Origin of the sequence: Cryocola sp. 340MFSha3.1 (assembly GCF_000383315.1) — a bacterium.
Classification (GTDB): domain Bacteria; phylum Actinomycetota; class Actinomycetes; order Actinomycetales; family Microbacteriaceae; genus Leifsonia.
The window spans coordinates 865,139-889,076 of the sequence record NZ_KB911088.1 but is presented as its reverse complement, the minus strand read 5'-3'; the positions used below and the strand labels follow the sequence as shown (position 1 = coordinate 889,076).

At 68.0% G+C, this 23,938-nt stretch carries 22 protein-coding genes; 2 read left to right on the top strand and 20 right to left on the bottom strand.

Going from position 1 to position 23,938, the window contains the following annotated elements:
- From fusA to H284_RS0115240, 6 genes are all read right to left on the bottom strand, one after another.
- Positions 1 to 2,115, bottom strand: a complete 2,115-nt coding sequence (fusA, locus tag H284_RS0115265; protein WP_018191972.1) for an elongation factor G — start codon at positions 2,113 to 2,115, stop codon at positions 1 to 3.
- A gap of 99 nt (positions 2,116 to 2,214) precedes the next feature.
- Positions 2,215 to 2,685, bottom strand: coding sequence for a 30S ribosomal protein S7 (gene rpsG, locus H284_RS0115260; RefSeq protein ID WP_018191973.1), 471 nt, complete (start codon positions 2,683 to 2,685; stop codon positions 2,215 to 2,217).
- A complete protein-coding gene (gene rpsL / locus H284_RS0115255; protein WP_011186743.1) occupies positions 2,685 to 3,059 on the bottom strand; it encodes a 30S ribosomal protein S12 in 375 nt (124 codons plus the stop codon). The genes rpsG and rpsL overlap by 1 nt, the downstream gene beginning before the upstream one ends.
- Positions 3,060 to 3,418: 359 nt before the next feature.
- Positions 3,419 to 4,441 (bottom strand): hypothetical protein, encoded by a 1,023-nt coding sequence (locus H284_RS0115250; protein WP_020076937.1) that lies wholly within the window; start codon positions 4,439 to 4,441, stop codon positions 3,419 to 3,421.
- 2 nt (positions 4,442 to 4,443) lie between these two features.
- The gene (locus tag H284_RS0115245) at positions 4,444 to 5,490 is read right to left on the bottom strand and encodes a hypothetical protein (RefSeq protein WP_020076936.1); all 1,047 of its coding nucleotides are present in this window, start codon (positions 5,488 to 5,490) and stop codon (positions 4,444 to 4,446) included.
- Positions 5,491 to 5,608: 118 nt separating this feature from the next.
- Positions 5,609 to 5,905: a WXG100 family type VII secretion target gene (locus H284_RS0115240; protein WP_018191976.1), complete on the bottom strand. Its 297-nt coding sequence runs from the start codon at positions 5,903 to 5,905 to the stop codon at positions 5,609 to 5,611.
- A gap of 153 nt (positions 5,906 to 6,058) precedes the next feature.
- Between H284_RS0115240 and H284_RS0115235 the strand changes: the two genes are divergently transcribed.
- Positions 6,059 to 6,847, top strand: a complete 789-nt coding sequence (locus H284_RS0115235; protein WP_020076935.1) for a hypothetical protein — start codon at positions 6,059 to 6,061, stop codon at positions 6,845 to 6,847.
- On the opposite strand, the gene H284_RS0115230 is transcribed toward H284_RS0115235, so the two are convergent.
- The 4 genes from H284_RS0115230 to H284_RS0115215 are packed head-to-tail and all read right to left on the bottom strand — an operon-like array spanning position 6,804 to position 9,708.
- Positions 6,804 to 7,415 carry a hypothetical protein gene (locus H284_RS0115230; RefSeq protein WP_020076934.1) on the bottom strand — a complete coding sequence of 204 codons (612 nt, stop codon included), beginning with the start codon at positions 7,413 to 7,415 and terminating at the stop codon, positions 6,804 to 6,806. The two genes, H284_RS0115235 and H284_RS0115230, sit on opposite strands and share 44 nt — an antisense overlap.
- Positions 7,412 to 8,035, bottom strand: a complete 624-nt coding sequence (locus tag H284_RS0115225; RefSeq protein ID WP_020076933.1) for a hypothetical protein — start codon at positions 8,033 to 8,035, stop codon at positions 7,412 to 7,414. The genes H284_RS0115230 and H284_RS0115225 overlap by 4 nt, the downstream gene beginning before the upstream one ends.
- 15 nt (positions 8,036 to 8,050) lie before the next feature.
- Positions 8,051 to 9,409: a putative T7SS-secreted protein gene (locus H284_RS0115220; RefSeq protein ID WP_020076932.1), complete on the bottom strand. Its 1,359-nt coding sequence runs from the start codon at positions 9,407 to 9,409 to the stop codon at positions 8,051 to 8,053.
- Positions 9,406 to 9,708 carry a hypothetical protein gene (locus H284_RS0115215; protein ID WP_018191980.1) on the bottom strand — a complete coding sequence of 101 codons (303 nt, stop codon included), beginning with the start codon at positions 9,706 to 9,708 and terminating at the stop codon, positions 9,406 to 9,408. Before H284_RS0115215 ends, H284_RS0115220 begins: the two co-directional genes overlap by 4 nt.
- Before the next feature lie 137 nt (positions 9,709 to 9,845).
- On the opposite strand from H284_RS0115215, the gene H284_RS0115210 reads away from it, so the two are divergent.
- Positions 9,846 to 14,360 (top strand): type VII secretion EssC family protein, encoded by a 4,515-nt coding sequence (locus H284_RS0115210; protein ID WP_020076931.1) that lies wholly within the window; start codon positions 9,846 to 9,848, stop codon positions 14,358 to 14,360.
- A gap of 15 nt (positions 14,361 to 14,375) precedes the next feature.
- On the opposite strand, the gene H284_RS0115205 is transcribed toward H284_RS0115210, so the two are convergent.
- The 10 genes from H284_RS0115205 to H284_RS0115160 all read right to left on the bottom strand — a co-directional run bounded on the left by H284_RS0115205 (position 14,376) and on the right by H284_RS0115160 (position 23,794).
- Complete coding sequence (locus H284_RS0115205; protein ID WP_020076930.1) at positions 14,376 to 14,870, bottom strand: DUF6121 family protein; 495 nt, start codon at positions 14,868 to 14,870, stop codon at positions 14,376 to 14,378.
- Positions 14,871 to 14,892: 22 nt separating this feature from the next.
- Entirely contained in the window at positions 14,893 to 16,008 is a 1,116-nt protein-coding gene (locus tag H284_RS20570; protein WP_051092481.1) for a hypothetical protein, read from the bottom strand.
- 80 nt (positions 16,009 to 16,088) lie between these two features.
- Positions 16,089 to 16,799, bottom strand: a complete 711-nt coding sequence (locus tag H284_RS0115195) for a hypothetical protein (protein ID WP_018191983.1) — start codon at positions 16,797 to 16,799, stop codon at positions 16,089 to 16,091.
- Position 16,800: 1 nt separating this feature from the next.
- Positions 16,801 to 17,334, bottom strand: coding sequence for a hypothetical protein (locus H284_RS0115190; protein ID WP_231371256.1), 534 nt, complete (start codon positions 17,332 to 17,334; stop codon positions 16,801 to 16,803).
- Positions 17,335 to 17,471: 137 nt separating this feature from the next.
- Complete coding sequence (gene pilM / locus H284_RS0115185; protein ID WP_020076928.1) at positions 17,472 to 18,521, bottom strand: type IV pilus assembly protein PilM; 1,050 nt, start codon at positions 18,519 to 18,521, stop codon at positions 17,472 to 17,474.
- A gap of 11 nt (positions 18,522 to 18,532) precedes the next feature.
- On the bottom strand, positions 18,533 to 19,384 hold the full coding sequence (locus H284_RS0115180; RefSeq protein ID WP_020076927.1) for a prepilin peptidase: 852 nt from the start codon (positions 19,382 to 19,384) through the stop codon (positions 18,533 to 18,535).
- Entirely contained in the window at positions 19,381 to 21,210 is a 1,830-nt protein-coding gene (locus H284_RS0115175; RefSeq protein ID WP_020076926.1) for a hypothetical protein, read from the bottom strand. Before H284_RS0115175 ends, H284_RS0115180 begins: the two co-directional genes overlap by 4 nt.
- On the bottom strand, positions 21,207 to 21,914 hold the full coding sequence (locus tag H284_RS0115170; protein WP_018191988.1) for a type IV pilus modification PilV family protein: 708 nt from the start codon (positions 21,912 to 21,914) through the stop codon (positions 21,207 to 21,209). Before H284_RS0115170 ends, H284_RS0115175 begins: the two co-directional genes overlap by 4 nt.
- Positions 21,915 to 21,916: 2 nt before the next feature.
- Positions 21,917 to 23,242: a type IV pilus modification PilV family protein gene (locus H284_RS0115165; protein WP_018191989.1), complete on the bottom strand. Its 1,326-nt coding sequence runs from the start codon at positions 23,240 to 23,242 to the stop codon at positions 21,917 to 21,919.
- A 102-nt stretch (positions 23,243 to 23,344) separates the two neighbouring features.
- Positions 23,345 to 23,794, bottom strand: coding sequence for a type II secretion system protein (locus tag H284_RS0115160; protein ID WP_018191990.1), 450 nt, complete (start codon positions 23,792 to 23,794; stop codon positions 23,345 to 23,347).
- Positions 23,795 to 23,938: the final 144 nt, after the last annotated feature.

Sequence of the window (23,938 nt, the reverse complement as noted above, 5' to 3'; positions counted from 1 at the left end):
TCACTCGCCCTTGCTCTTCTGGACGATCTCGTCGGCCACAGCCTTCGGGACCTCCGCGTAGCTGTCGAACTGCATCGAGTACACCGCGCGGCCCGAGGTCTTCGACCGCAGGTCACCGATGTAACCGAACATCTCCGACAGCGGGACGTTGGCACGCACCACCTTGACACCGCTGGCGTCCTCCATGGACTGGATCTGCCCGCGACGGGAGTTCAGGTCGCCGATGACGTCGCCCATGTACTCCTCCGGCGTACGCACCTCGACCGCCATGAGCGGCTCGAGGAGCACCGGGTTCGCCTTCCGAGCGGCCTCCTTGTAGGCCATCGAGCCGGCGATCTTAAACGCCATCTCCGAGGAGTCGACGTCGTGCGCTGCACCGTCGAGGAGCGTCGCCTTGACGCCCACCGTCGGGAAGCCGGCGAGAACGCCGACCTGCATCGCGTCCTGGATTCCCGCGTCCACCGAGGGGATGTACTCGCGCGGGACGCGACCGCCGGTGACGGCGTTCACGAACTCGTACGAGGTCTCCGGGGTGACCTCCATGGGCTCCAGGCTGATCTGCACCTTAGCGAACTGACCGGAACCACCGGTCTGCTTCTTGTGGGTGTAGTCGTACTTCTCCACCGTGCGGCGGATGGTCTCGCGGTAGGCCACCTGGGGCTTGCCGACGTTCGCCTCGACGTTGAACTCGCGCTTCATGCGGTCGACGAGGATGTCGAGGTGGAGCTCGCCCATGCCCTTGATGACGGTCTGGCCGGTCTCCTGGTTCTGCTCGGTGCGGAACGTCGGGTCCTCTTCGGCCAGCTTCTGGATCGCGGTGCCCAGCTTCTCCTGGTCGGCCTTGGTCTTCGGCTCGATGGCGACCTCGATCACCGGCTCCGGGAAGGTCATCGACTCGAGCACGACCTGGTTGTCCGGGTCGCTCAGGGTGTCACCGGTGGTGGTGTCCTTGAGGCCGATCACCGCGTAGATGTTGCCGGCGGTGACGAAGTCGACCGGGTTCTCCTTGTTGGCGTGCATCTGGAAGATCTTGCCGATGCGCTCCTTCTTGCCCTTGGTCGAGTTGATGACCTGGGCGCCGGAGTCGATGCGGCCCGAGTAGACGCGCACGTAGGTGAGGCGACCGAAGAACGGGTGCACCGCGACCTTGAAGGCCAGGGCGGAGAACGGCTCGGTGGCGTCGGCGTGGCGCAGGATGACCTGCTCCTCGTCGCGCGGGTTGTGCGCCTCGATGGCGGGCACGTCGAGCGGCGACGGGAGGTAGTCGATCACGGCGTCGAGCATCGGCTGCACACCGCGGTTCTTGAACGCCGAACCGCAGAGGACCGGGTAGATCTCGTTGTTCACGGTGAGCTTGCGGATGGCCGCCTTGATCTCCGGAACGGTGATCTCCTCGCCGCCGAAGAACTTCTCGAGCAGCACGTCGTCGCTCTCGGCGACGGTCTCGATGAGCTTCGCGCGGTACTCCTCGGCCTTGGCCTGGAGGTCGGCGGGGATCTCCTGGACCTCGTACTTGGCGCCCATGGTGACATCACCCTTGGCGTCGCCGGGCCAGACCAGCGCGCGCATCTCGATGAGGTCGACGACGCCGACGAAGTCGGACTCGGAACCGATCGGGAGCTGCATCACCAGCGGCTTGGCGCCGAGGCGCGAGATGATGGTGTCGACGGTGAAGTAGAAGTCAGCGCCGAGCTTGTCCATCTTGTTGACGAAGCAGATGCGCGGGACGACGTACTTGTCGGCCTGACGCCACACGGTCTCCGACTGGGGCTCGACGCCCTCCTTCGCGTCGAACACGGCGACGGCGCCGTCGAGGACGCGGAGCGAGCGCTCCACCTCGACGGTGAAGTCAACGTGACCGGGCGTGTCGATGATGTTGATCTGGTTCTTGTTCCAGAAACAGGTCACGGCCGCGGACGTGATGGTGATGCCGCGCTCCTTCTCCTGCTCCATCCAGTCGGTGGTCGAGGCGCCATCGTGCGTCTCGCCGATCTTGTGGTTGACGCCCGTGTAGAACAGGATGCGCTCGGTCGTAGTGGTCTTGCCGGCATCGATGTGGGCCATGATGCCGATGTTGCGGACCTTGTTCAGGTCGGTGAGCACGTCCTGTGCCACAGGGTTCCTCCGAATTGTTGAAAGTGAGGGGTGCCGTCCGGGCGCGGCACTATGAGGTATAACGCCCGGACGGCCAGATTTATTACCGCGGTGCGGTGCTTACCAGCGGTAGTGGGCGAAGGCCTTGTTCGACTCGGCCATCTTGTGCGTGTCCTCGCGACGCTTGACAGCGGCGCCGAGACCGTTGGACGCGTCCAGGATCTCGTTCTGGAGACGCTCGGTCATCGTCTTCTCGCGACGACCCTTGGCGTAGCTGGTGAGCCAGCGGAGCGCGAGGGTGTTCGCGCGGTGCGGCTTGACCTCGACCGGCACCTGGTAGGTCGAGCCACCGACACGGCGGGAGCGGACCTCAAGGGTCGGACGGATGTTGTCGAGAGCCTTCTTCAGCGTGGTGACCGCGTCCTGGCCGGACTTGGTGGCGACACCCTCGAGCGCGTCGTAGACGATGCGCTCGGCGAGGCCCTTCTTGCCGTCGAGGAGGATCTTGTTGACGAGCTGGCTGACGACCGGCGCGCCGTACACGGGGTCGGCGACGACGGGGCGCTTCGGAGCGGGACCCTTGCGAGGCATTACTTCTTCTCCATCTTCGCGCCGTAACGGCTGCGAGCCTGCTTGCGGTTCTTCACGGCCTGGGTGTCCAGGGCGCCACGAACGATCTTGTAGCGGACACCCGGGAGGTCCTTCACACGACCGCCGCGGACGAGCACCATCGAGTGCTCCTGCAGGTTGTGGCCCTCACCGGGGATGTAAGCGGTGACCTCGGTCCCGTTCGACAGCTTCACACGGGCGACCTTGCGGAGCGCCGAGTTCGGCTTCTTGGGGGTGGTGGTGTACACACGCGTGCACACGCCGCGCTGCTGCGGGTTGGCCTTCAGGGCGGGAGCCTTGGTCTTGGTGACCTTCGGCGTCCGGCCCTTACGGACCAACTGCTGAATGGTTGGCACTGAACTTCTCCTTTTATGGACTGCACGGTGACAGTTGTTGCTTCTTCCCCATGAGCCACCCACCGGCTTCGCGCCCGTCATCGGAACGATGGAGGCTGTCGTCGGGTGGAACGGCACTTGGGGGAATCGGACGGCAGAACCGGCCGATATGCCGTGGGGGCGGGGGTCCCGTGCGGTCTCCCTGCCCATCGGATGAGTACGTGCCAACCCGCTCGCTCCTGGCCCGGAAACCGGGCACGAAGCAAGCGCGCGACAGAGCGCACACCCGATAAATACTATCCGCCGGGGGCCGGTCGGTCAAATGAGCACGGGTGCGGGCGGCCGGTGTCCGCGCAGGGCGAAACCCACTGCGGCGCGTGTCAGCCCCGAGTCGTCCCGTCCTCGTACTGGGGCGTGAACACGGGGGCGCCGTCCGGGCCGAACGTCACGGATCCGAAGTACTGGAACGAGAACGGATCCGTCGACGCCGGGCCGGTCGAGCCGTCCGTGGGGCTCGTCACCGTTCCGGATGCCTCGACGGTCCCCTCGTCGCTCGACACCATCCATCCGCCGTGCGTCCACGAGGAGTCGACCGCGACGAGGGGGCGTTGATCCAGCTTCCACTGGACGCCGCTCACCGTGTAGCCGTCGTCGGTCGTGTCGTCCACGACGAACGGGCATCCTGCGGGATCGGGAACGGTCGTCGCGAGGCACGCGTCCAGCCACGCGTCGACCGCGGCGCGCGCGGCCGTATCGCCATCGGACGACAGCTGGGCCGGGAAGCGGGTGGTCTTCGCCCGGTCGGACGGGCTGGATGCCACGTCCGCATCCCAGATCCGGTAGGCGGCGTTGGGCGACGTGAAGCTCATGGGGTAGCTGCCCGGGAGAGCGCGGAATGTGACGATCGTGCGCAGCGCCTGCTTCACGGGCCTGATGCCGGCGATGGAGTAGGCCATCCCGTCCGGCGCCTGCACCTCGAACGAGACCGTGTCCGGTGCGACCTTCGCCATGCGCCAGAGCGGGACGCCGGGGAGCCCGCCGGTCCGCTCGAACGCGAACGTACGGCGCTGCTCCTGGTCGCCCTGCGTGAGGACGGCCTCAACGGTCGTGCGGCCCGACCGGGTCACCGGGTGGCCGACGGTGAACGACGTGATGCGATGCGTGGCCTTGGCATACGCCGTGTCGGTCAGCAGGATGTCCCCGGCCGACCGGTGGATCCCGGCGATGCGCATCGCCTGCTCCGCCTTGCCGTGCTCGAGCGCGGTCAGGTACCGCGCGACCAGCGTGCGCGGCAGCTCCTGCGCCATGCCGATCGTCGCGACCGACATCACGGCGCCCGCCAGCGTGGCGAGTACCACCGCCGTGGCGCCCAGCCACAGCGCCGTCCGTGTCGACTTCTCCACGGTCAGCCCTGGGACCCGTCGGCGCGCGCCGGCGTGAAGACCGCACCGTCGCCGGTGAAGGTGACCGTGCCCGAGTACGCGAACGGGATGTCGCCGGTCGAGACCTGCCCGGTGGCGCCGTCGGCGAGCCTGGTCACCTTCGCCGTCGCCGTGACCGAGCCGCCGGAGCCGCGGACGTCCCATCCTCCGTCGTGCCAGTCTCCGTACATGTCGACCTCGGGGCGCGTCACCAGCGCCCACCGCAGGTCGCTCAGCCGGACGCCGTTCGCCGTCTCGTCCTTTACCAGGAACGGGCAGTTCGCCGGAGCGGCGTCCTGCGTGGCGAGGCAGGCGTCCAGCCAGTCCTCGACGGCCTTCTTCGCATCCGCGTATCCCGTTTCGGAGAGCTCGGCGGCGAACAGCGTCGGAGTGACGACGCTGCCGACCGGGTGCGAGATGGCGACACCGCTCTTCGCGGAGTAGTCGGCGCTCGACGAACTGACCTTCACCGGGTAGCTGCCGGGGAGGGCACGCAGCTTCGCAAAACCGTCATCGCTCGACGGCTTGTTGCCGGCGATGGTGAAGCTCAGGCCGCTGGGACCGGGGGTCTCGACCTCGACGGTGTCCGGCGTCACGGGCGCCAGCTTCCACAGCGGAAGGAACGGCAGGCCACCCGCGCGCACGACGCGGAAGGAGCGGTGGTAGGGGCGATCGCCCTGCTCGACCGTCGCATCCACTGTCGTCACGCCTTTGCGGGTGACCGGGGCGCCGAGCGTGAACGAGGTGATGCGGTCGGTCGCGGTCGCGTAGGCCTTCTGGGTCAACAGGATGTCGCCGGATCGCGGAGTGATCCCGCCCAGCGTCATCGCCTCCCGGGCATGGCCGTGGACGAGGGCGTCGAGATAACGCGCGACCACGGTGCGCGGCATGCTCTGCGCTGCCGCGATGGTGGTGACGGAGAAGAAGGCGCCGACGGCCGTGCACAGCACAGCGGCGGCGGCGAGGACCCACCAGAACCAGCGGACGCGGACGGTGCGCTTCGCGGGCGCGGCTTCGGACTCGGTGCTCACGTGGACTCCCCCATACCGGCCGGATACCGATCGGCCGACAGTCAGCTTAGGGGCGGGACGCAGAAGAGCGCGGGCACCCTTTCGGGGTACCCGCGCTCCGCTGTCGTGTGGGTTCGGCTCAGCCGCCGATGCCCTTGGCGAGCTCGCTGTCGACGTTCTGCAGGGCGTCGGCCGCCTTGGTGAGGAACTGCGACATCCCGTCGAGTCCGTTCACCGCCTCGGTGGTGCCCTTGGTGAACTGCTCGTACGAGGTGTGGAAGGCGCCGGACGCCTGGTCGGTGACGAAGCCCCCGTTCACGAGCCCGTTCACCAGGTTCTGCAGCTCGTGGAGCTTCGCGGTGATGTCGTCCTTGCCCGCGATGAGGCGGTTGGCGGCATCGGTCATCTCGCCGTACGTGACGTTCATGTTGGCCATGACGGTCCTTATCCCTTCGGTTCGAAAGAGGCCGTACCCCCGGGGCCGACCAGCTACGTCCACCTAACCAGGCCTGCGGAGAGGACGGAATGGGGAGCACTCCCCATCCGTCGGAGTTCACGCTCGCCGGGCCAGCGGGATAGCGTGGCTGCCATGCCGTCGTACAGCCCGATGAAGCCGAACCCGAACTCCGCCGCTGCACGCGGAACCAGCTCGCGTTCGGACCGCTCCTCGACACCGCCGTCGCAGGCCGAGCGCGCGCTGCGCCCTCTCGGATACCTGCTGGTGGCCCTGGTGTGGACGGTGCTCGGGGCGGTCACGGTGGCTCTCCCCGCCGCCCTGCCCTTCGGTCTCTGGAGCACGAACCCCGACTTCAGCTCCCGCGAGTTCGTGACGGGCGGTGACACCGTGATCATCGTGCTGTTCCTCGTGTTCGCCCTCGTCGTGCTCGTCCCGCTTCTCGGGTACGCGTTCGTCGCGCTCGCGCTCGGATCGGTCTCGCTCGCCGTGCTCTCGTGGACGTACGTGGTCCGCAGCCTTCGGCCGTCGTATGCGGGCGAGCGGCTGTCGAGCACGGGATGGTCGCGCAACGTCATCGGGCCGGTCACGGTCGGTAAGACGGCACTGTCGCTGCTCCCCGTCCGGATGACGCGCTGGACGGCGTTCTGGACCGAGATCATGTTCCTCGGCTGGCGACCAGGACGCGCCGTGCTGGTCGCCGGCATCCCCTACGGTCTCGCGTCGTTCCTCGTCGCCGGCTGGCTGTTCTGGCCGGTCGGCCCGATCGGCGCGGTCGTCTGGACCGTTGTGACGGCGGCGCTCGTGGTGACAACCGTCGTGCTGATCGTCCGCGAGTACCGCCGCCGGGTCAGCGGGCGGAAGGTGAGCGGACGGAAGGTCAGCGGGCGGAGGCCGGCTGCGCGAGAGGCGCGCGGAAGCTGATCGAGTCGATCATCGCGTCGAACAACTCCAGGTAGAGCTCCGGAGCCGTCGCCATCGGCGCGTTGATGCGCGCGTGGATGAGACGCGAGCCGTCCGGAACCGCGAACCGGTAGTCGGCCACCAGTTCGGGAGCGGACTGCTCGTCGTAGGTCGTCTGCCGGACCTGCGATCGACGTCGCACCGGCCCGATGGAGAACTCGAGCGCGTCGTCGTCCGGGAAGCAGCGCTGCAGGTGCGTGGCGGTGTCGTCGTCCGGTCCGGGTGTCGTCGGCCACTCCTCGCGCGACAGCACGATGGAGGCGGGGAACGGCACCCCCGGGAGGATCTCCATCGAGAGCGCGAGGGCGAAAGCCGAGGTCGCGTCCGCCAGGGCGACCAGGTGCTCCAGCTCGGTCTTCGCCGTGCGCCGGACGCGCGCCAGCCGGTCGGCGCGACCGACCCGCTCGGTCACGAGGCGCGCGATGCGCCGGGAGGCCGCCTCCTCGTCGTGCAGCGGGATCATCACCCACGTGCCGGGGAAGACGATGGTGAGCTCATCGTCGAGTGAGGTCAGACGTGCGTCGGTCATGCGAACTCCCCCAGAGTGACGCGCAGCGAGTCGGCGATGGCCTGCGTGTCAGTGACCATGTCGTCGAAGCCGCCGATGAATCCCGATCGGAACTCGGTGTGGAACGCCTGCGCGGAGCCGACCGGGAAGATCGCGAAGACCACCCGCTGCTCCAGGAGGGCGTCGCCCGCGTCGTCGTCGGCGAGGGCCGTCAGGTGCGTGAAGCCGACGAGCTCGCCGACCGCGTGGGCCGTGCGCCAGGAGCGGTAGCCGAGGGTCTCGTAGCCGGGGCGGCGTTCGGCCGCATCCGCGTCGGTCGCCGCCAGGTAGCTCTCCGGGCTGTCGTCGACCTCGAGCTGCAGCAGCTCGAACGTCTGGTAGGCGTTGAGGACGCCCGCGGACGGGATCGGGATGTACACCCGCGCGCGGGTGGCGCCGGTCGGGTCCTCGGCGTGCAGCACCTGCTGCAGGGCGCGGAGCTGGGCCGTCAGGCCGGCCGCCTGCTCACCCGCGTCCAGGGTGGTGGCCGCGAATCGCTCCGGCCAGTCCCCTCGAGGGTCCTCGCTCAGGAGTTCGACGTCGTACCAGCCCTCCGGGGCCTCGAACGTGAAGTCGACGATGTCGCGCGGGCGCAGCGTCATACCGGGTCAGCCTCCTCAGCCGTTGTTGCTCTTGTAGGTCGGAACATACTTGTCCGCCTGGCCGAGCGCGAACTTCTGCAGGTCGATGCTGGGGATCTTGGGCAGATCGGTGTGGTTGCCGCCGTCGAACTTGTTGGCGATCTCGTCCACCTTGCCCGGAGCGTTGACCAGCTCGATGCCCTTGTTGATCAGCGCCGACCCCTGGTGGTACGCGGCGACGACGGTGAGCGGGTTCACCTCGCGGGCGCCGACGTCATGCGAGACGGCCCGCACGACGTTCTGGTCGATGCCGAGCAGCGTCCGCATCGCCTTCGCCTTGTCGGCGCCATCCGTCACCAGGGCCTTGTACGCGGCGCGCTGGCCGGCGGCCGACTCGCCGGCGGCCTGCCAGATCTTGACCGGGTTGACGTCGTTGAGCGGCTTCTCGAAGAGCTTCTTCGTCGCCGACTTCATCAAGCGCTTGCCGATCTGCATCTTGAGCATGGCGTTCGGGCTGGTGCGCACGCCGCCGACCAGTCGCGGAGCACGGGCCAGCGCCTTGATGCGCGCGGCCTTTCCGAGGAACGCGAAGATGCGTCCGCCGAAGAGGCTCAGCGCGACGCCGACGGCGGCTCCGATGATGTCGAGGAACGTGCCCTCGCCGTTCGCGAACTTCACGACGGCATCGACCAGCTTGATGATGGATGCGACCAGCGCGATCACGACCAGCACCTGGCCGAGGATCGGAACCCAGGAGAGGAAGATCGCCAGGACCCCGGCGATGTCCCCGATGGTCTCGATGACATCCATCACCTTGTCCCAGAAGCCCGGGTTCTTGAGGCCGTTGTTGTGGTGGTCGACGACGTCGACGATCGCGTCGACAGCCTTCTCGGCCGCGCGGTTCTTCTTGTCGCGGGCGTCGTACCAGGCCTGGTGCGCCGCCTGCAGGGCTGCGTTCGCGTCGCGGGCGGCATCGTCGGCTTTGTCGGCCGACTTGCCTGCGGTCGCGGCGTCCTCCGGCTTCGCCTTCTGCGCGTCTGTGTGGGCGGTCGTCGCCGCCTTGTGCGCCGCATCCGCCGCGCTCTGCTTCTGCTCGATCAGCGCGATGGCCTTGTCGGCGTCGTCCTGCGCCTCGCGCAGCTGGGCGGCGTACGTGATCAGCGCGTTCGCCGTCTTCGAGTAGCGGTCCTTGGCCTTGTTGATGTCTTCCGCGGTGTCCTTCGACATCTCCTGCAGCTTCGACACGGCCTGGGACTTGTAGCCGTCGAGGTCGTGGATCTTGTTGAGCTCCTTCACGGAGCGCTGGATCGCCTCGCCGATCGACTCGTAGTGGCGGGCCTTCGCCTCCAGGACGTCGGGGTCGCCGGTCAGCGGCTGGAACTCCTTGTCGCTCACTTGTGGTCCGCACCCTTCTTCTCGTCCAGCGCCTTGGCGAGGTCGCCGTCCACCTTCACGAAGTTGTCCGCCACCGCGGCGATGACCTGCTGCACGTTCTTCACGTTCTCGGTCATCTCCTTGCGCTTCTCGTTCCACTTGTGGGCGAAGTCGCGGACGTGGCTGTGCAGGTCGTCGTGCCCGGTCGCCTCGGCGACGGAGTCGCTGAAGTCGTCGGCGTTCTGGAACTCGCGCACGACGGCGTCGAGGTCATCGCGCAGCTGCACCAGCTCGTCCAGCTTGAGTACGAGATCGGACACTGTTCCTCCCCTTCCGGTGGCGACCGCCGGAGTCCTCCGGTCATCCTGCCTTCAGCAACGTACCGGTGGACCAGCGGGGAAGCGATGGGGAGCGGTCCCCATCCACGTGCGGGCGAGGAGATGGGTATGGTGCTGAAGTGCGACTGAAACTGACTCTCGCCCGCCCGTCCGGCAGCAGCGATGACATCGTCGTCACCGCCGACGCCGCCGCCAGCATCGCCGAGGTTGCCTCGACCGTGGCGCGGATCGATCCGCGGCGCACCGGACCGGTCGCCGCGCCAGGCGCGCTGACGCTCCGCGCCCAGCTTCCCGGACAGGCCGATCCGCTCGTCCTGCCGCCGGACGCCCCGGTCGGGGAGGCGTGGATCGGCAGTGGTGCGACGGTCGCGCTGGCCGACGCCGGCCTCCACTACGTCTCCCCCGAACTCGGCGACGTGCCGATCGTCGCGACGCTGCGGGTGCTCAGCGGTCCGCAGGAGGGCACGGAGTTCCCTCTGCGTGCCGGGACCACTGTGCTCGGTCGCGACGAGTCGTGCGACATCGTGCTGCAGGATCCCCTCGTCTCGAAGCGCCACGTGCGGTTCGAGGCGGGCGACGGCGTCGAGGTCGTCGACCTGGGCTCGGCGAACGGTGTCGTCGTCGACGGCGGGCTGGTGACCCGGTTCACCGTGCGGCGGTCGGAGACGCTGCTGCTCGGCGACACCGAGGTGGAGCTCGAGGTGAAGTCGGGCTCCGAGCTGCCGGCGGCTCCGCCCACCGCGGGCCCGGTGTTCTTCAACCGGTCGCCACGCGTTGAGCGGCGGTACTCCGGGCAGGTGTTCCAGGCGCCCGAGGTGCCCGGCGAGAAGGACGACCCGCCCTTCCCCCTGCTCGCCATGATCACGCCGCTGCTGCTCGGCGGAGCGATGTTCTTCCTGACGCACAACCCGACCAGCCTGCTCTTCGTGCTGCTGTCGCCGGTGATGCTCGTCGGCAACTACATCAGCGGCCGCACCCGCGGCAAGCGGAAGCTCAAGAAGCAGATCGCGCTGTTCGAGCAGCGGCTCGAGGCGCTCTCCAGCAAGCTGGAGCAGGAGCGCACCACGGAGGTCGAGCTGCGCCAGGCGGAGACGCCGACCACCGCGGACGCCCTCGCCGAGGCGGTCCGTCGCGGCCCACTGCTCTGGACGCGGCGCCCGGAGCACTGGTCGTTCCTCAACCTGCAGCTGGGCCGCGGCACCATGCGCTCGCGGAACACCGTGCAGGCCGTCGACCGGGGCGAGCTGATCGTCGAGTTCCAGGAGCGCCTCGACGCGGTCATCGCCGACAACGCCCTGGTCGAGGACGTCCCGGTGCTCGACAACCTGTACGAGTCCGGGGCGCTCGGCATCGCCGGACCGGCGGACCTCGTCGCAGGATCGGTGAACTCGGTGCTCGTCCAGCTCACCGCCCTGCACTCCCCCTCCGAGCTGGCGGTCGCCGCCCTCGTCTCACCGCGGTGGTCGCGCGAGCTCGGCTGGCTGAAGTGGATGCCGCACACCTCGTCCCCGCACAGCCCGCTGGCCGGCGCTCACCTCGCCGACAGCGCATCCTCGGCCGCCGGCGTGCTGAGCTCGCTCGAGGGCCTCGTCGAGGAACGTCTCGCGGCGGCGAAGGCCGGCCCGCAGCGGCGCGGTGCCATGGAGCAGGAGAGTGCCGCCCTCGAGCGCGGCGCGGAGGTCGGCCGCTCGCAGACCAGCAACGGGACGCCGTCGCCGGTCCCCGCCGTGATCGTCGTCATCTCCGACGACGTCGCCGTCGACCGCGCCCGCCTCGTGCAGCTCGCGGAGGCGGCGGCCGACGCCGGCGTCTTCCCGGTGTGGATCTCGGACGACGTCGACCGGCTCCCGGCCGTCTGCCGCACGTTCCTTCAGCACACCGACCAGCCGCACCGCGCGCGGGCCGGTTTCGTCCGCATCGGCGAGACGGTGGAGGACGTCGTCACCGAGCCGGTCAGCGCCGCGACCGCGCTCGACTACGCCAAGCGGATGGCCCCCGTCATCGACGCCGGAGCCCTCGTCGCCGACGCCAGCGACCTGCCGCGCTCCGTGTCGCTGGTGACGCTGCTCGGACACGAGCTGGCCGAGTCGTCGAGTGCGGTGGTCGACCGCTGGCGGCAGAACGCCTCCATCCACGACCGCACCGCCGGCGCGAAGCCCACACGACGCCGCCCCGGCACGCTGCGCGCGACCATCGGGTCGGCCGGCGTCGATGCCATGCACCTCGACCTTCGCACGCAGGGACCGCACGCCCTCGTCGGAGGCACCACCGGCGCCGGCAAGAGCGAGTTCCTGCAGGCGTGGGTGCTCGGGATGGCCGCCGAGTACAGCCCCGACCGGGTCACCTTCCTGTTCGTGGACTACAAGGGCGGGTCCGCGTTCGCCGACTGCGTCAGCCTCCCGCACTGCGTGGGCCTCGTCACCGACCTGAGCCCGCACCTGGTGCGCCGTGCGCTCACCAGCCTCCGCGCCGAGCTGCACTACCGCGAGCACCTGCTCAACCGGAAGAAGGCGAAGGACCTGCTGGAGCTGGAGAAGCGCGGCGATCCGGATAGCCCGCCCGCGCTCGTGCTCGTCATCGACGAGTTCGCCGCACTGGTCGGCGAGGTGCCGGAGTTCGTCGACGGCGTCGTCGACATCGCCCAGCGCGGACGCTCACTCGGCATCCACCTCATCATGGCGACGCAGCGGCCGGCGGGTGTCATCAAGGACAACCTGCGCGCCAACACCAACCTCCGCATCGCGCTGCGCATGGCCGACGAGTCGGACAGCCAGGACGTCGTGGGCGTCGCCGACGCCGCACATTTCGACCCGAGCATCCCCGGCCGCGGAATGGCGAAGACCGGGCCGGGCCGTCTCGTGCGGTTCCAGTCGGCCTACGCCGGCGGCTGGACCACCCGCGAGCCGGAGCGGGCGGGCGTCGAGGTCGCCGAGCTCCGCTTCGGCGGCGAGGTGCGCTGGGAGGAAGAGCGGCCCGCCGAGGAGCCGGAGCGCGACCTCGGCCCCACCGACCAGCAGCGGATGGTTGCCGCGATCGTGCGCGCGCAGTCCGCGGCGCACATCCCGGCTCCCCGCCGTCCGTGGCTCGACGAGCTCGCCGCCGCTTACGACCTCGGGCTGCTGCGGCAGCGCACCGACGCGGAACTGCTGCTCGGTGTCGCCGACATCCCGGACCGCCAGGAGCAACGCCCGGTCTACTTCCAGCCCGACGTCGACGGCAACCTCGCCGTCTACGGCACCGGCGGGTCCGGCAAGTCCACGGTGCTCCGCACCCTCGCCTCCGCCGCCGCGATCACTCCGCGCGGCGGCCCCGTGCACGTCTACGGCCTGGATTTCGGCGCGGGAAGCCTGCGGATGCTGGAGAAGCTCCCGCATGTCGGCTCGATCATCCCCGGCGACGACCCGGAGCGCATCATCCGGCTGTTCCGGATGCTGAAGGAGACGCTCGAGAACCGCGGCCCGCGCTTCGCCGAAGCGAACGCGTCCAACATCACCGAGTACCGGTCGCTGACCGGCCGCCAGGAGGAGCCGCGCATCCTGCTTCTCGTCGACGGCTTCCCCAGCTTCCGCGAGGACTTCGAGATCCCGGCCGGGCGGTCGCAATGGTACGACGTGTTCCGCGACCTGCTGGCCGACGGCCGGCGGCTCGGGATGCACGTGGCGCTGACCGGCGACCGTGCCGGCGCCGTCCCCACCGCGATCGGCTCGCTCGTACAGCGCCGCGTGGTGCTGCGGCTGGCGGACGACGGGTACGGGATGCTCGACGTGCCCAGCGACATCCTCTCGGCCGCCTCCCCTCCCGGCCGCGCGATCGTCGACGGGTACGAGACGCAGATCGCCGTGCTCGGCGGTTCGCGTGCCGTCGCGGACCAGTCGGAGGCCGTCCGCCGTCTCGCGGAGGCGATGGAGCGCGCCGGCATCCCCGAGGCGCCCGTGGTCGGCTCGATGCCGAAGGAGCTGGCCCCCGCATCCCTTCCGGACAGCGTCGGCGGACAGCCCGTGCTCGGCATCGGCGATATCGACCTCGGCCCGCTCGGCTTCGAGCCATCGGGGACGCTGCTCGTCGCCGGTCCCCCGGCCAGCGGTCGCACGACCGCCCTCGCGGCGGTGGCGGATGCGGTGGCGCGCTTCGACGCCGAGACGCGGCTGTACTACGTGGGAAGCGCCCGGTCTCCGCTCTCCGGGTCGAGCCTATGGACGGACCGTGCCCTCACGCCGGCGGACGCCGCCGAGCTCGCGAAGGACCTCGCCGTCGCCATCGCCGACCCGGACACCGAGGGGCGGATCGCGGTGTTCGTCGAGAGCATCGGCGACTTCCTCCAGACGCCCGCCGACTCCCCCATCGTGGAGCTGATCCGCGCCATCCGACGCAGCGATCACCTGCTCGTCGCGGAGGCGGAGTCGAGCGCGTGGGGCACGTCGTGGCCGCTGCTCGGCGAGGTGAAGAACGGCCGGCGCGGGCTGCTGCTGCAGCCGGACTCGGTCGAGGGCGACATCCTGCTGAAGACGCCGCTGCCGCGCCTGAACCGGTCCGAGTTCCCTCCGGGACGCGGTGTGTTCATCCAGAAGGGCGGCTTCACGCGGGTGCAGGTGCCGCTGGTGGATGCGTCCCTCCCCGCGCGCGTCCGTGTCTGACTCGGTCGGGCGGGCCTACTCCTCGTCGTCGCCCTCCCAGGGCCAGCGCGGTCGCCCGCGCTGCCGGAAGCGTCCGACGAGCACCAGCTGGTAGAGCAGCGTCACCGCGAACGCCAGGACCGCGATCGTGAGGGAGGGCCAGCGCAGGAGCTGGGCGAACGCGAACAGGAAGTAATGGAACGGGTCGTTCGGGTCGCCTGCCGCACCGGCGATACCGCCTGCGGCGATGAACACGGCATAGCAGGCGACCCCGACGCCGAACGCGACACCGGGCGAGACCCGCTGGCGTTCGGCCGGGACGCGCGTCCCGAGCACGATGAGGAACACCAGCAGCATGACCGCCGACGCCACCACCATGACGGGGCCGACCAGCGGCCCGACGTCCGGGTCGGCGACGACATCGCTGTCGGTCGCGAGGGAGACCAGGCCGAACGTGGCGACGACCAGAGCAAGGTACAGCCCCGTCGCGAAGAAGGCGACGACGGTTGCGTAGACGCGCTCGTCACGCATGGTCGGCTGCGAGCCCTCCCGGTCAGTACCCCTGCTGCGCGTAGGCGGCGACGGCCTGGTTCTGGGCGTCGGCGACCTGCTGGTCGTAGTCGGCCTGCGCCTCGGCGTTGCGCGCCTTCAGCTTGCGACCGCGGGCGGCGAGCCACGCGCCCGTCCAGATCGACACCTCGCGGGCGATCACGCCGGCGAGCACAGCGAGGGGGCTCACCCAGGCGCTGCGCATGAGGATCGCGAACTCGTCGGAGTTACGGAGCCAGTACTGGGCATCGATCAGGCCGGCGCCGATGTAGACGAAGTACACGAACACCGCGACGAACAGGCCGCCGAGGATGTAGGCCCACCAGCGCGCGCGGTTCAGGATCTGGATGAGCACGACCATCCCGATGAAGAACGCCACGACGGGCGCCCAACCGCGGATGCCGAACGCGCGACCACCGGTGAAGAACTCGAGCAGCGCCGGGCCGAACTCGTTGCTCGGCGTCAGCAGCGACCCGACGATGAGCACGGCGCCGGCCCACAGGATGGCGAATGCGACGGTGCCGACGAGGGCGATGAGGATGCCGACGCCGCGGTTGCTCTTCTTCTTCGGCGGCTCGGGGCGCGTGAGGTAGATCGGGGCGACCGGCTGCGGGCCGGGGGCGGTGGTTGCGGCCGCGGCCGGTGCGCCCGGCGGGACGCTGCCATACGCGGTCGTTGCGGTGCCGCCCTGGCTCAGAGTGGCGGCTTCGGCTGCGACGATCACCGGAGTGGCCGACTCGACAGGTGAGGCGGTGTCGACCGTCGCGTCGCCCGCGGCGGTCGCTCCCGGCTGCGGGCTGTTATGGGCGATGGCGGCCGCGACATCGTCATCGCTCGCGACGACAGGCTCCGGCTCGGCGATCGCGGCGGGACGCTGCGGCTCGGCCGGCGCGGCGGCCACGGGGGCTGCCTCCTGCTCGGCGTCGTCTGCGGGACGGTTGAGGTGACCACGGGCCGAAACGGGATTCGACGGCGGCTCGACGACCTGTGCACCCGTGTCCGTGGCGGGCTCTGCGGCGGCGGACGCGGCGGGTGCGGTCGCGGGCGCGCCGGCCTGCTCGTCGGCCGGCGCGGGCTCGTAGCTCGCGCGCTTGGGCGCAGACTCCGGCGTGTCGGTCATCGTGGCTCCTCTATCGGCCCGGCGGGCCCGTCGTCGCCCACTGTAGCAACGGCGCGGCGCGAATCCAGGGAGGCGTACCGCTACCCGGCGCCCTGCACAGCGTGATCGGGCCGAACGACATAGATGAACCCGGAGACCTGTGCCTGAACTTCTGGCATGGTCGCTCCCGGCGGCGCGACCGAAGTGGTGAGCCCGTTGATCAGAAACAGACGCTTACCCTTCTGTATCCCGTCCACGACCTGGAGGATGCCACTGGTGTCACCGGTAAGCGTGAAGCTGACCGGGACCGCGTAGAAGTTCTTCGAAGTGATAAGCGGATTCGTGACGACCGGCGCGCCGGTCGGAGCCGACGATGACGGTGAGGGGCTCGCAGTGGGGGCAGGAGTCGCGGTTGGGGACGCAGTCCCGGAAGAACCGGGCGACTTCCCGGCAGCCGGGATGACCGGCTCGTAAGCGACGTTCGAGGACGTCGTTGCGTTCGAGACGACGACGTTGTTGCTGGTGGCGATCTGGTTGACCTCGTCCAGGAAAGCAGGGAACTGCGGGAGAGCGGGCACCGAGGCGGACAACTGCGCGAACTCGTCGAGCAACTCGCCCTTCTTGGCATCTTCGGCCTGCAATGCCCGAAGTGTTGCCTCGTTCACCGTGTTGAGCCGCTGAATGTTTGCGCGTTGCGTTTGGGCGGCGGTCGCAGCGTCGAGCTGAGGTTGAACCCCGAGGAACCACCCCCCGACGACGATCGCGACCATTGCCACGACGGCACCGATGTACCAGATCCGATTAGAGTCCATGTCACTTGTCCTTCGAGGAGAATCGACCGTCGTAAACGTCACCATTCACGTGCATGGTGATCGAAACCGTGTAGGACCCCGTGCCTTCGTCTCGGGTGAGGTTGTTCGGGGTGGCGTCCACATAACCGGGGAGTCCCTCGAGCGCCTTCAGCCATTCCGGGGTCGAAGGGAACGAATCCGTCCTTGCGGAAAAGGTGATGGTGGCGACCCGCGGTCCCTCGAACGGTGTGCTTCCTTGCTGGAACGCGGCCAGCGGTGATGCGGATTCCACCTCCACGGTCTGGACCGACACGCCGGCCGGAAGTGTCGCCTGGACCTTCTCCAGGTATGCCTTCCATTGGATCTCCGTAGAAGCGCCCACCTCCTGTGCAGCGTGGAGGAGCTTGATGTCGTCCTGCATGCTGCGTATGTCTGCATACTTCGACTGCTGTCCCAACAGGCTTGTCGTCCGCGTCTGCTCCATTGCAAGGGCCACGTTCGCCTGGATGTTGTAGGCGAACGAGCCGGCAGTGGCCAGCGCAACGGCGGCTGCCACCCCGACGACAGCAAGAACGAGAGAGCGTCGGAGCGCTCGCGCCCTCCGCCGGGCACGCACCTCGGGCGGGAGGAGATCGACGCGCGGCACCCCACCAATGACGGGGCCGTCTTCGCTCCGCGACCGCCCGCGCGCACTCATGCCACCCTCCCGAGAGCCAGCCCCAGGGACACAGTGAGTGCCGCGCGGCGATACCGGAGGTCGGACGCATCGAGGCGTCGCGACAAACCGATCGCAGTGAACGGGTCGGCCTCCTCCACGGGAACCCGGGTCATCTCGGACAGCGCGTCGCCGAGGCCGACGAGCTGACTCCCGCCACCAGTGATGACGATCCGATCGACCGAGGAGCCTGGACGGGTGTTCACGAAATAGTTGATGGTGTTCCGGATGCTGCCCAGCAGCTCGCCTGCGACCTGGTAGATGATCTCGACAGCCTTCTGCTCCTGCTGGGACGACACGGCCGGAGCCAAGCCCAGCGTCCTCTTCAGCATTTCAGCCTGCTGGGGCTCGATATCCAGACCATCCACCAGCGCAGCGGTCAGATCGCCACCGCCGGACGGGATGATCCGGACAAAATGCGGGATATTCTCCGCAGCGATCACGACGCTCGTGGTTGCCGCGCCGATCTCGACGAGAGCTACCGTCCCGGTGGTCCGGCCCCGGTTCACTATCGCGCGGCACAGCGCGAACGGGATGAGATCCACGTCGACCGGGTTGAGGCCGGCCAGATGGACCGCGTTGACATTGCCGAGAACCGCCTCCTTGACGGCAGCGACCAGCAAGCCGTTGATGACCGGCCCGGCTTCGCTCTCTCCTTCGGACACCGGATAGAAATCGAGGAGGGCGTCCGCCACGGGCACGGGCAGCATCTCTTGGACCTGGAACGGCAGCGACTCTCTGATACGGGTCAAAGACATGCGCGGGACTGTGAGGTCCCGGGCCAGCACGCGCTGATTGCCCATGCCGAGTACGGCATCCTTCGTACCGAATCCGCCACGAGACCAGAGTTGCTTGAGCAGTGCAGCCACCGTGTTCGGCTCCAGCACCTCGCCTCGGCTGGCCGCCCCCTCCGGCAGCGGGAGCTCGTGATAGCGCAGGAGGATGGGCTGTGATCTGCGCAATCCACCCACCTCGACGGCGCGAATGGATGTGCTGCCGATGTCGACACCGACGATGCTGTCTTTCATGTGGCCCTCCTTCAGCCCCGGCCGAGAATCGCTAGGTAAGCGGAGACGATCGAGGGACCGGCGACAGCGCCGATCCACGCACCGCCGAGCATCCACGGGCCGAACGGGATGCCCGTGCGGCGCCCTGCCCGGCGCACTGTCATCAGGATGATGCCGAAAACACCACCGAGCACGAACGCCGCGAAGACACCCACCAACAGTTGCGGCCAGCCGAGGAAGCCGAGGAACATCCCCAGCACGCCGGCCAGCTTCACATCGCCGAAGCCCATCCCGCCAGGGACGGCCAGCGCAAGAACGAGGTACAGGAGGAAAGCGCCCGCGCCTCCGATGACGGCCGATACCAGCGCCTCCGGCCTCCCGATGAACGCTGCTCCCGCGCAGAGCAGTAGACCACCGACGATATAGGCGGGGAGAACGATGACATTCGGGAGGGTGCGAGTCTCCAGATCGATGAGCGCGAGGGCTGCGGTGATCGCACTGAGGTAGAGGAAAGCGGCGAGCACGAGCGCCTGTCCGATGAGCGGCGCCAAGCCTGCCTGTGCCGCATCGGCGAGAGCCGGCCACCGCCACCATGCGACCAGGCCGAACCCCACACCCACCGCCCCTTCGACCAGGGGGTACCTCGCAGCGATGGGCTGTCGACAGTCTCGACAACGCCCGCCGAGCACGAGCCATGACAGGACGGGAATGTTGTCGAACGGACGGACAGCGCTGCCGCATTTCGGGCAGGCGCTTCCGGGCCGCACCACGGAGATTCCAGCGGGTACGCGGTAGACCACGACGTTGACGAAGGAGCCGATGAGCAGTCCGATGACGGCGGCGAAGGCAGTCCAGGCGAACACGTAGCTGGTTGTCTGGCTCATCGCGCCGTTCCATCCGAGGTGAACGCCGGTGAGACATCCGAGTACTGCGTCACTCCATAGGTCGTCGAGGTCGGGGCGAGGAACTTGGGTGGAGCGGCCGACCGGAGCCGCTGGTCGTACCAATAGCTCTTCACATACCCGGAGGACGTTCCTCCGGAGCCGTCACCTTGCGCCACCGGTCCGCGGAAGTACTGGGCGATCGCACCGAACACCGTTAGAGTGCCGCGTTTCCCGGCCGCTTCGTAGTTCTGGACCATGAACGTGTGCTGGACGCACAGGATCGCTGCATCGATCTCGACGTCCGCATTCGCGACCAGCGGCGTGCAGGCGGAACGGGTCGAGGTCGTGCACGCCATCTGATTGAGCAGCCAGACCGCATTCTGCCCCACGAGGCCGAGCATGTCGGCCGCGCGGTCCGTGTATGTGATGCTGCCGGTGACGTAGATGTAGTTCTGGCTCGCGATCGTGAGAGCGCCTTTCATGACGCCTTTCACGTAGGCGTCGCCGTTCCGACATCCGTACGCGGGCGCCGACGCCTTGGCCGTCGGAGGGATCGTCTCCGTGGCCGCAGGATATTGGGTCCCGCCGAAACTCCACCCTTCGTTCTTCGCTCCGACATTGGTGCAGGTCACTCCGCTCGGCGGGGTCGCGCTGTAGTTGGGATCGGCGGCGGCTCCGCCTGCTGGAGCCCCCGGGACGTTCTGCACGTAGATGAGATTGCTGTCGAGCACCGGGATGACCGCACCGTTGGTGTCACCGAGGTTGCCCGTTCCTGCCCCGGGGGTGCCGCACATCGTCGGATTGTTGGAAGCGATTCCTGACGTGAAGGACGGCTGAGTCACCTTCGTCCACGGAGACACCACCCGCATCTTGCCGTCGCTCGTGAAGGTTATGGTCGTCGGACCGGTGTACAGGCAACCGGGCCTCGGAACATCGCTGAGGTCCACACGAGCCTCGTTCGCCATCGCCAGATTGGTCGGTGGGATGTCGAGCGCATCCTTGTGCGAGGGCCCTGTGGCGCCGTTGTACCACTTCGGAAGCGCCCCCGTCGGGCAGGTGTTCACCCAGCTCGGCGTGAGGGAGCTGCTCGTCGAGACATCGCCCAGGAAGGTGGTGCCGCAGATCCGGAGTTCGTCGTTCGAGTGGAGAGGACCGTTGATCACGTCTTTGGAGGCGAACTCGATCTCCTGACAGTTCGTCTTGTGAGTGATGGTGCCGCCAGACTTGAACGCGTAGCTCGGCACGCAAGCCGTGGCTCCCGATCCGAGATTCTGGATCGCCGGGTCGATGATCTCGTAATTGGTGAAGTACAGGAACTGCAAGAAACCCTGCTGCTTCAGGTTGGCGATGACCGAGCGCGTCTGCGAGCCGACTTTCCCCGTCGAACGTACGCGGATGACGCCATTGCGGGTGTACTGCGAATTGTCGACCTCATAGCGGAACGCGGCCGCGCCGCTCGTTCCAGGGACGCTCGCCCAACCGGCCCCAGCCCCCACTGCGAAAGCCGGATTCGGAGACGCCGTCGGGAGGGTCACGGTGTCCTTGCTGCCGGTCCGGATCGTGAAGGTGGACGCGGGGTTGCCGTACTTGGTGTATGTGCTGTCGTTGGCCAGCCGGCTGGCGTACTCGTCGACTCCTGCATACGCAGCCGCGAGCGCGGCGTTCCAGTCCGCATCGTTCGTGGCGCGCTTCATCCCGCCGACGGACACCGTCAACGCAGTGGCGATGACGATCAACATGACGGACGCGAGACCGACGACGGCCAGCACGGCGACACCGCTCTGGTCCCGGCGCAGCCGCAGCCGGGAGGCGCGCAGGCCGTTCATGATGTCACCTTCGTCACGGAAACGTTCGGAAGCAGGATGGTGTTCACGACGGTGACCGCCTTCCCGGCACGGGAATTCGTCGCCTTGATCCGCAAGGTCACCTTGACCGACGTGACCTGCGCCAGCTGAGTCGCGCTCAACCCGCCCGTCGCCGGTACCGACAGCACCGTGTTTGTCTGGTCGTAATAGGTGAAGAAGACGTCTTGACCAGCGGGAGCAGCGAGCACGGTCCCACCGAGCGATCGGCTGCTGTCCGGAGTGCCCATCGCGGCCGGGAACACCCAGTAGATGCCCGACGACGTTGGGCTCTGCCGGTCTTCCCACAGCTGCCGCACGCCGTCGAGTCGGAACCGCACCATCGTCGGCTTGGGGGGAAGGGTCGTGACGGAGGCGTAAGGGTCCACGTCGATGTTCGAGAACACCACCAGCTGCTCACGGTCGGCGTAGACGAAGGCTGCTCGCGGAGTCGCGGACCCCGTGACAGCGACGGTCGTACCGACGCGAAGCACCCGACCGATCTCATCCATCGCATTGGTCGCGACCCGGGTGTTGGCGTCCATCCCCTGCGCGAGTCCGGTGGAGGTCGTCGTGCTGACGAACAGCGCTGTCGCCATCGTCAGAATGAGGGCGAGAAGACCCATGGCGGTGACCAGCTCGACGAGTGAATAGCCCTCGTCGTTCTTCAGTGCCCGGTGGATTCTCATGGTCAGGCCCTCGGATCCAGAGTCAGCTGACCGGAAGAGGAGACGTAGCTGCCGTTGCTGGTGATCGTCACGCGCCCGCCGGTGAGAGCCGTCTGAGTCCCGGTCGCCGTGGATGCGGAGAACAGCTGCCAGGTGCCGAACGGGAGGGCGATCTTCACGCCGCTCCCACCAGAGGACGGAATCACGCTGCCGAAGGTGTATTTCATCGCTCCGTCCGCGCACGGAGGCTCTCCGGGCACCGGCGCGGCGCTCTGCGAGACCGCGAACAGGAATGGGCCCGACCCTGAGCTGATCGTCGCTGTTCCCATGGGTACTGTGATGGACGTGGCCGCACCCGCGGCTGCGGTCTGAGGTGCAGGGAGCGCGCCGACCTTATTCGGCGTCGTGCGCGTGTCAGGCGACCATTCGGTGGGATTCGGAGCCGGGCAGGTGTTGTCATCGTACGCGCCGGCGACCGCCTGGTAGCCGTCCTTGTACGGGTGCAGGCTGGCCTGCTTCGTCGTAGTGGACACCTTCATCGGAGGGAAGGCTCCGCCGTAGGTCGCGTTGATGAACGTCGTGTCGAGATTGTTCGGGAGGGTAGGAGAGCCCGTCCCGTACGCGAGGGTGAACGTGGCCGCTTTGTCATACTGGAACGAGTAGACCGTGGAGCTGCCGGCTGCGACGTCGGCGGTTTTCGACGGCGACGTCTTCTGCTGATAGTCGATGTAGCCGGACTGGTTCATCGTGACCGTATAGCTGCCTGGTGGCACCTTCAGCACGTAACCGCACCCATCGGAATCGGTGGGGCTCGTGGCAAGCGTGCCTGCGGTGAAGCCGACTCCGCCGGCGCCGCGGCCGAGTGCGTTCTTCACCACCACGAGGATGGTGCCCATCGTCGGGTCGTTGATCCGACCACTGGGTGCGATCAGCGTGTTGGAAACGACGTCCGAACGAGCGCCGTTCCACGAGACCGTCACTTTCACCAGCTTGAACTGCAGAGGGCCGCCGCTGGTCCCGCAGGTGGAGTCGGACCCGCTCGGCGTCTTCCAGGTCGCGTCTGTCGTGACGGTGAAGGCGTTGTCGGGGCCAGTGGCGACTCCCGGGTCGACACTGCTCACCTTGAAGGGGTCGCCGATCGCTCGAACCCGATCGATCTCGGCCGCCGCGAGGCTAGCAGCGGTGATGCGCTTCTGATTATCCAGAGCCGCCGTCATGCTCGAAGTGAGCCCGAGTGCGATGCCCGTGGCGACGAAGCCGAAGATCGTCATGGCGACGAGCACTTCGATCAGAGTCAGCCCGGCATCGGGCGCGGTGTCCCGTCGCAGTCGACGACGAAGAGCGATCACGTCTTCACCTCCCTCGGTATCGGGTGGGAGTCGGGCGGGGGACGAACGGCGCTCGGCGGGGCATCCGTCGGGATGCCCCGCCGAGCGTGGTGCTAGAGGGACCTAGCAGCCGGCGGGCTTGGAGTCGGTGACGTTGCCCGAGTCGGTGACCCAGTAGGACTTCGTGGCGTCGCTGACCTTCTTGACCGTCAGGCAGAACTTGTCGCCCGCCTTCGTAGGGGAAGTCCCCGAGAAGGCCACGAGGTCCACATCCTTGCTCTGGTTGTACCCGAGGGAGGACAGGTCGTTCTGCGACGCCGAGATGGTCGGCGTGCCTGTGGTGTTCTGCGTGTAGTAGGCGACCACCGCGGTCTTGGCGTTGTTGAGGTCGGACTGGGCGGCCGAGTCCTTCGCGTTGTTCTGGAGCCCGATATAGACCGGGATGGCGATCGCGGCGAGGATGCCGATGATGATGACCACCACGAGGAGCTCGATCAGGGTGAAGCCCTTCTCGCCCTCTTCGAGCAAGCCCTTGCGGCGAGCGTTCAGCTTGCCCATGAGTCGGAAGTACATTGCAGTGTCCAATCGGTCGGGAGATTGCGGGGCGCCGTTCGAGCGAGTCCCGTCCGGCTCGTTGATGGTATTTCCGAGCAAATTCACGGCAGAATCCCACAAACGGGGGCAATTACATTGATATGCCACCCCAGTACAGGGGCT

What these genes read in the sequence shown, in the direction of transcription:
- rpsG (WP_018191973.1), bottom strand. Translation starts at nt 2,685, where the DNA reads ATGCCTCGCAAGGGTCCCGCTCCGAAGCGCCCCGTCGTCGCCGACCCC.
- H284_RS0115240 (WP_018191976.1), bottom strand. Translation starts at nt 5,905, where the DNA reads ATGGCCAACATGAACGTCACGTACGGCGAGATGACCGATGCCGCCAAC.
- H284_RS0115235 (WP_020076935.1), top strand. Translation starts at nt 6,059, where the DNA reads ATGCCGTCGTACAGCCCGATGAAGCCGAACCCGAACTCCGCCGCTGCA.
- H284_RS0115230 (WP_020076934.1), bottom strand. Translation starts at nt 7,415, where the DNA reads ATGACCGACGCACGTCTGACCTCACTCGACGATGAGCTCACCATCGTC.
- H284_RS0115225 (WP_020076933.1), bottom strand. Translation starts at nt 8,035, where the DNA reads ATGACGCTGCGCCCGCGCGACATCGTCGACTTCACGTTCGAGGCCCCG.
- H284_RS0115205 (WP_020076930.1), bottom strand. Translation starts at nt 14,870, where the DNA reads ATGCGTGACGAGCGCGTCTACGCAACCGTCGTCGCCTTCTTCGCGACG.
- H284_RS20570 (WP_051092481.1), bottom strand. Translation starts at nt 16,008, where the DNA reads ATGACCGACACGCCGGAGTCTGCGCCCAAGCGCGCGAGCTACGAGCCC.
- H284_RS0115195 (WP_018191983.1), bottom strand. Translation starts at nt 16,799, where the DNA reads ATGGACTCTAATCGGATCTGGTACATCGGTGCCGTCGTGGCAATGGTC.
- pilM (WP_020076928.1), bottom strand. Translation starts at nt 18,521, where the DNA reads ATGAAAGACAGCATCGTCGGTGTCGACATCGGCAGCACATCCATTCGC.
- H284_RS0115180 (WP_020076927.1), bottom strand. Translation starts at nt 19,384, where the DNA reads ATGAGCCAGACAACCAGCTACGTGTTCGCCTGGACTGCCTTCGCCGCC.
- H284_RS0115175 (WP_020076926.1), bottom strand. Translation starts at nt 21,210, where the DNA reads ATGAACGGCCTGCGCGCCTCCCGGCTGCGGCTGCGCCGGGACCAGAGC.
- H284_RS0115170 (WP_018191988.1), bottom strand. Translation starts at nt 21,914, where the DNA reads ATGAGAATCCACCGGGCACTGAAGAACGACGAGGGCTATTCACTCGTC.
- H284_RS0115160 (WP_018191990.1), bottom strand. Translation starts at nt 23,794, where the DNA reads ATGTACTTCCGACTCATGGGCAAGCTGAACGCTCGCCGCAAGGGCTTG.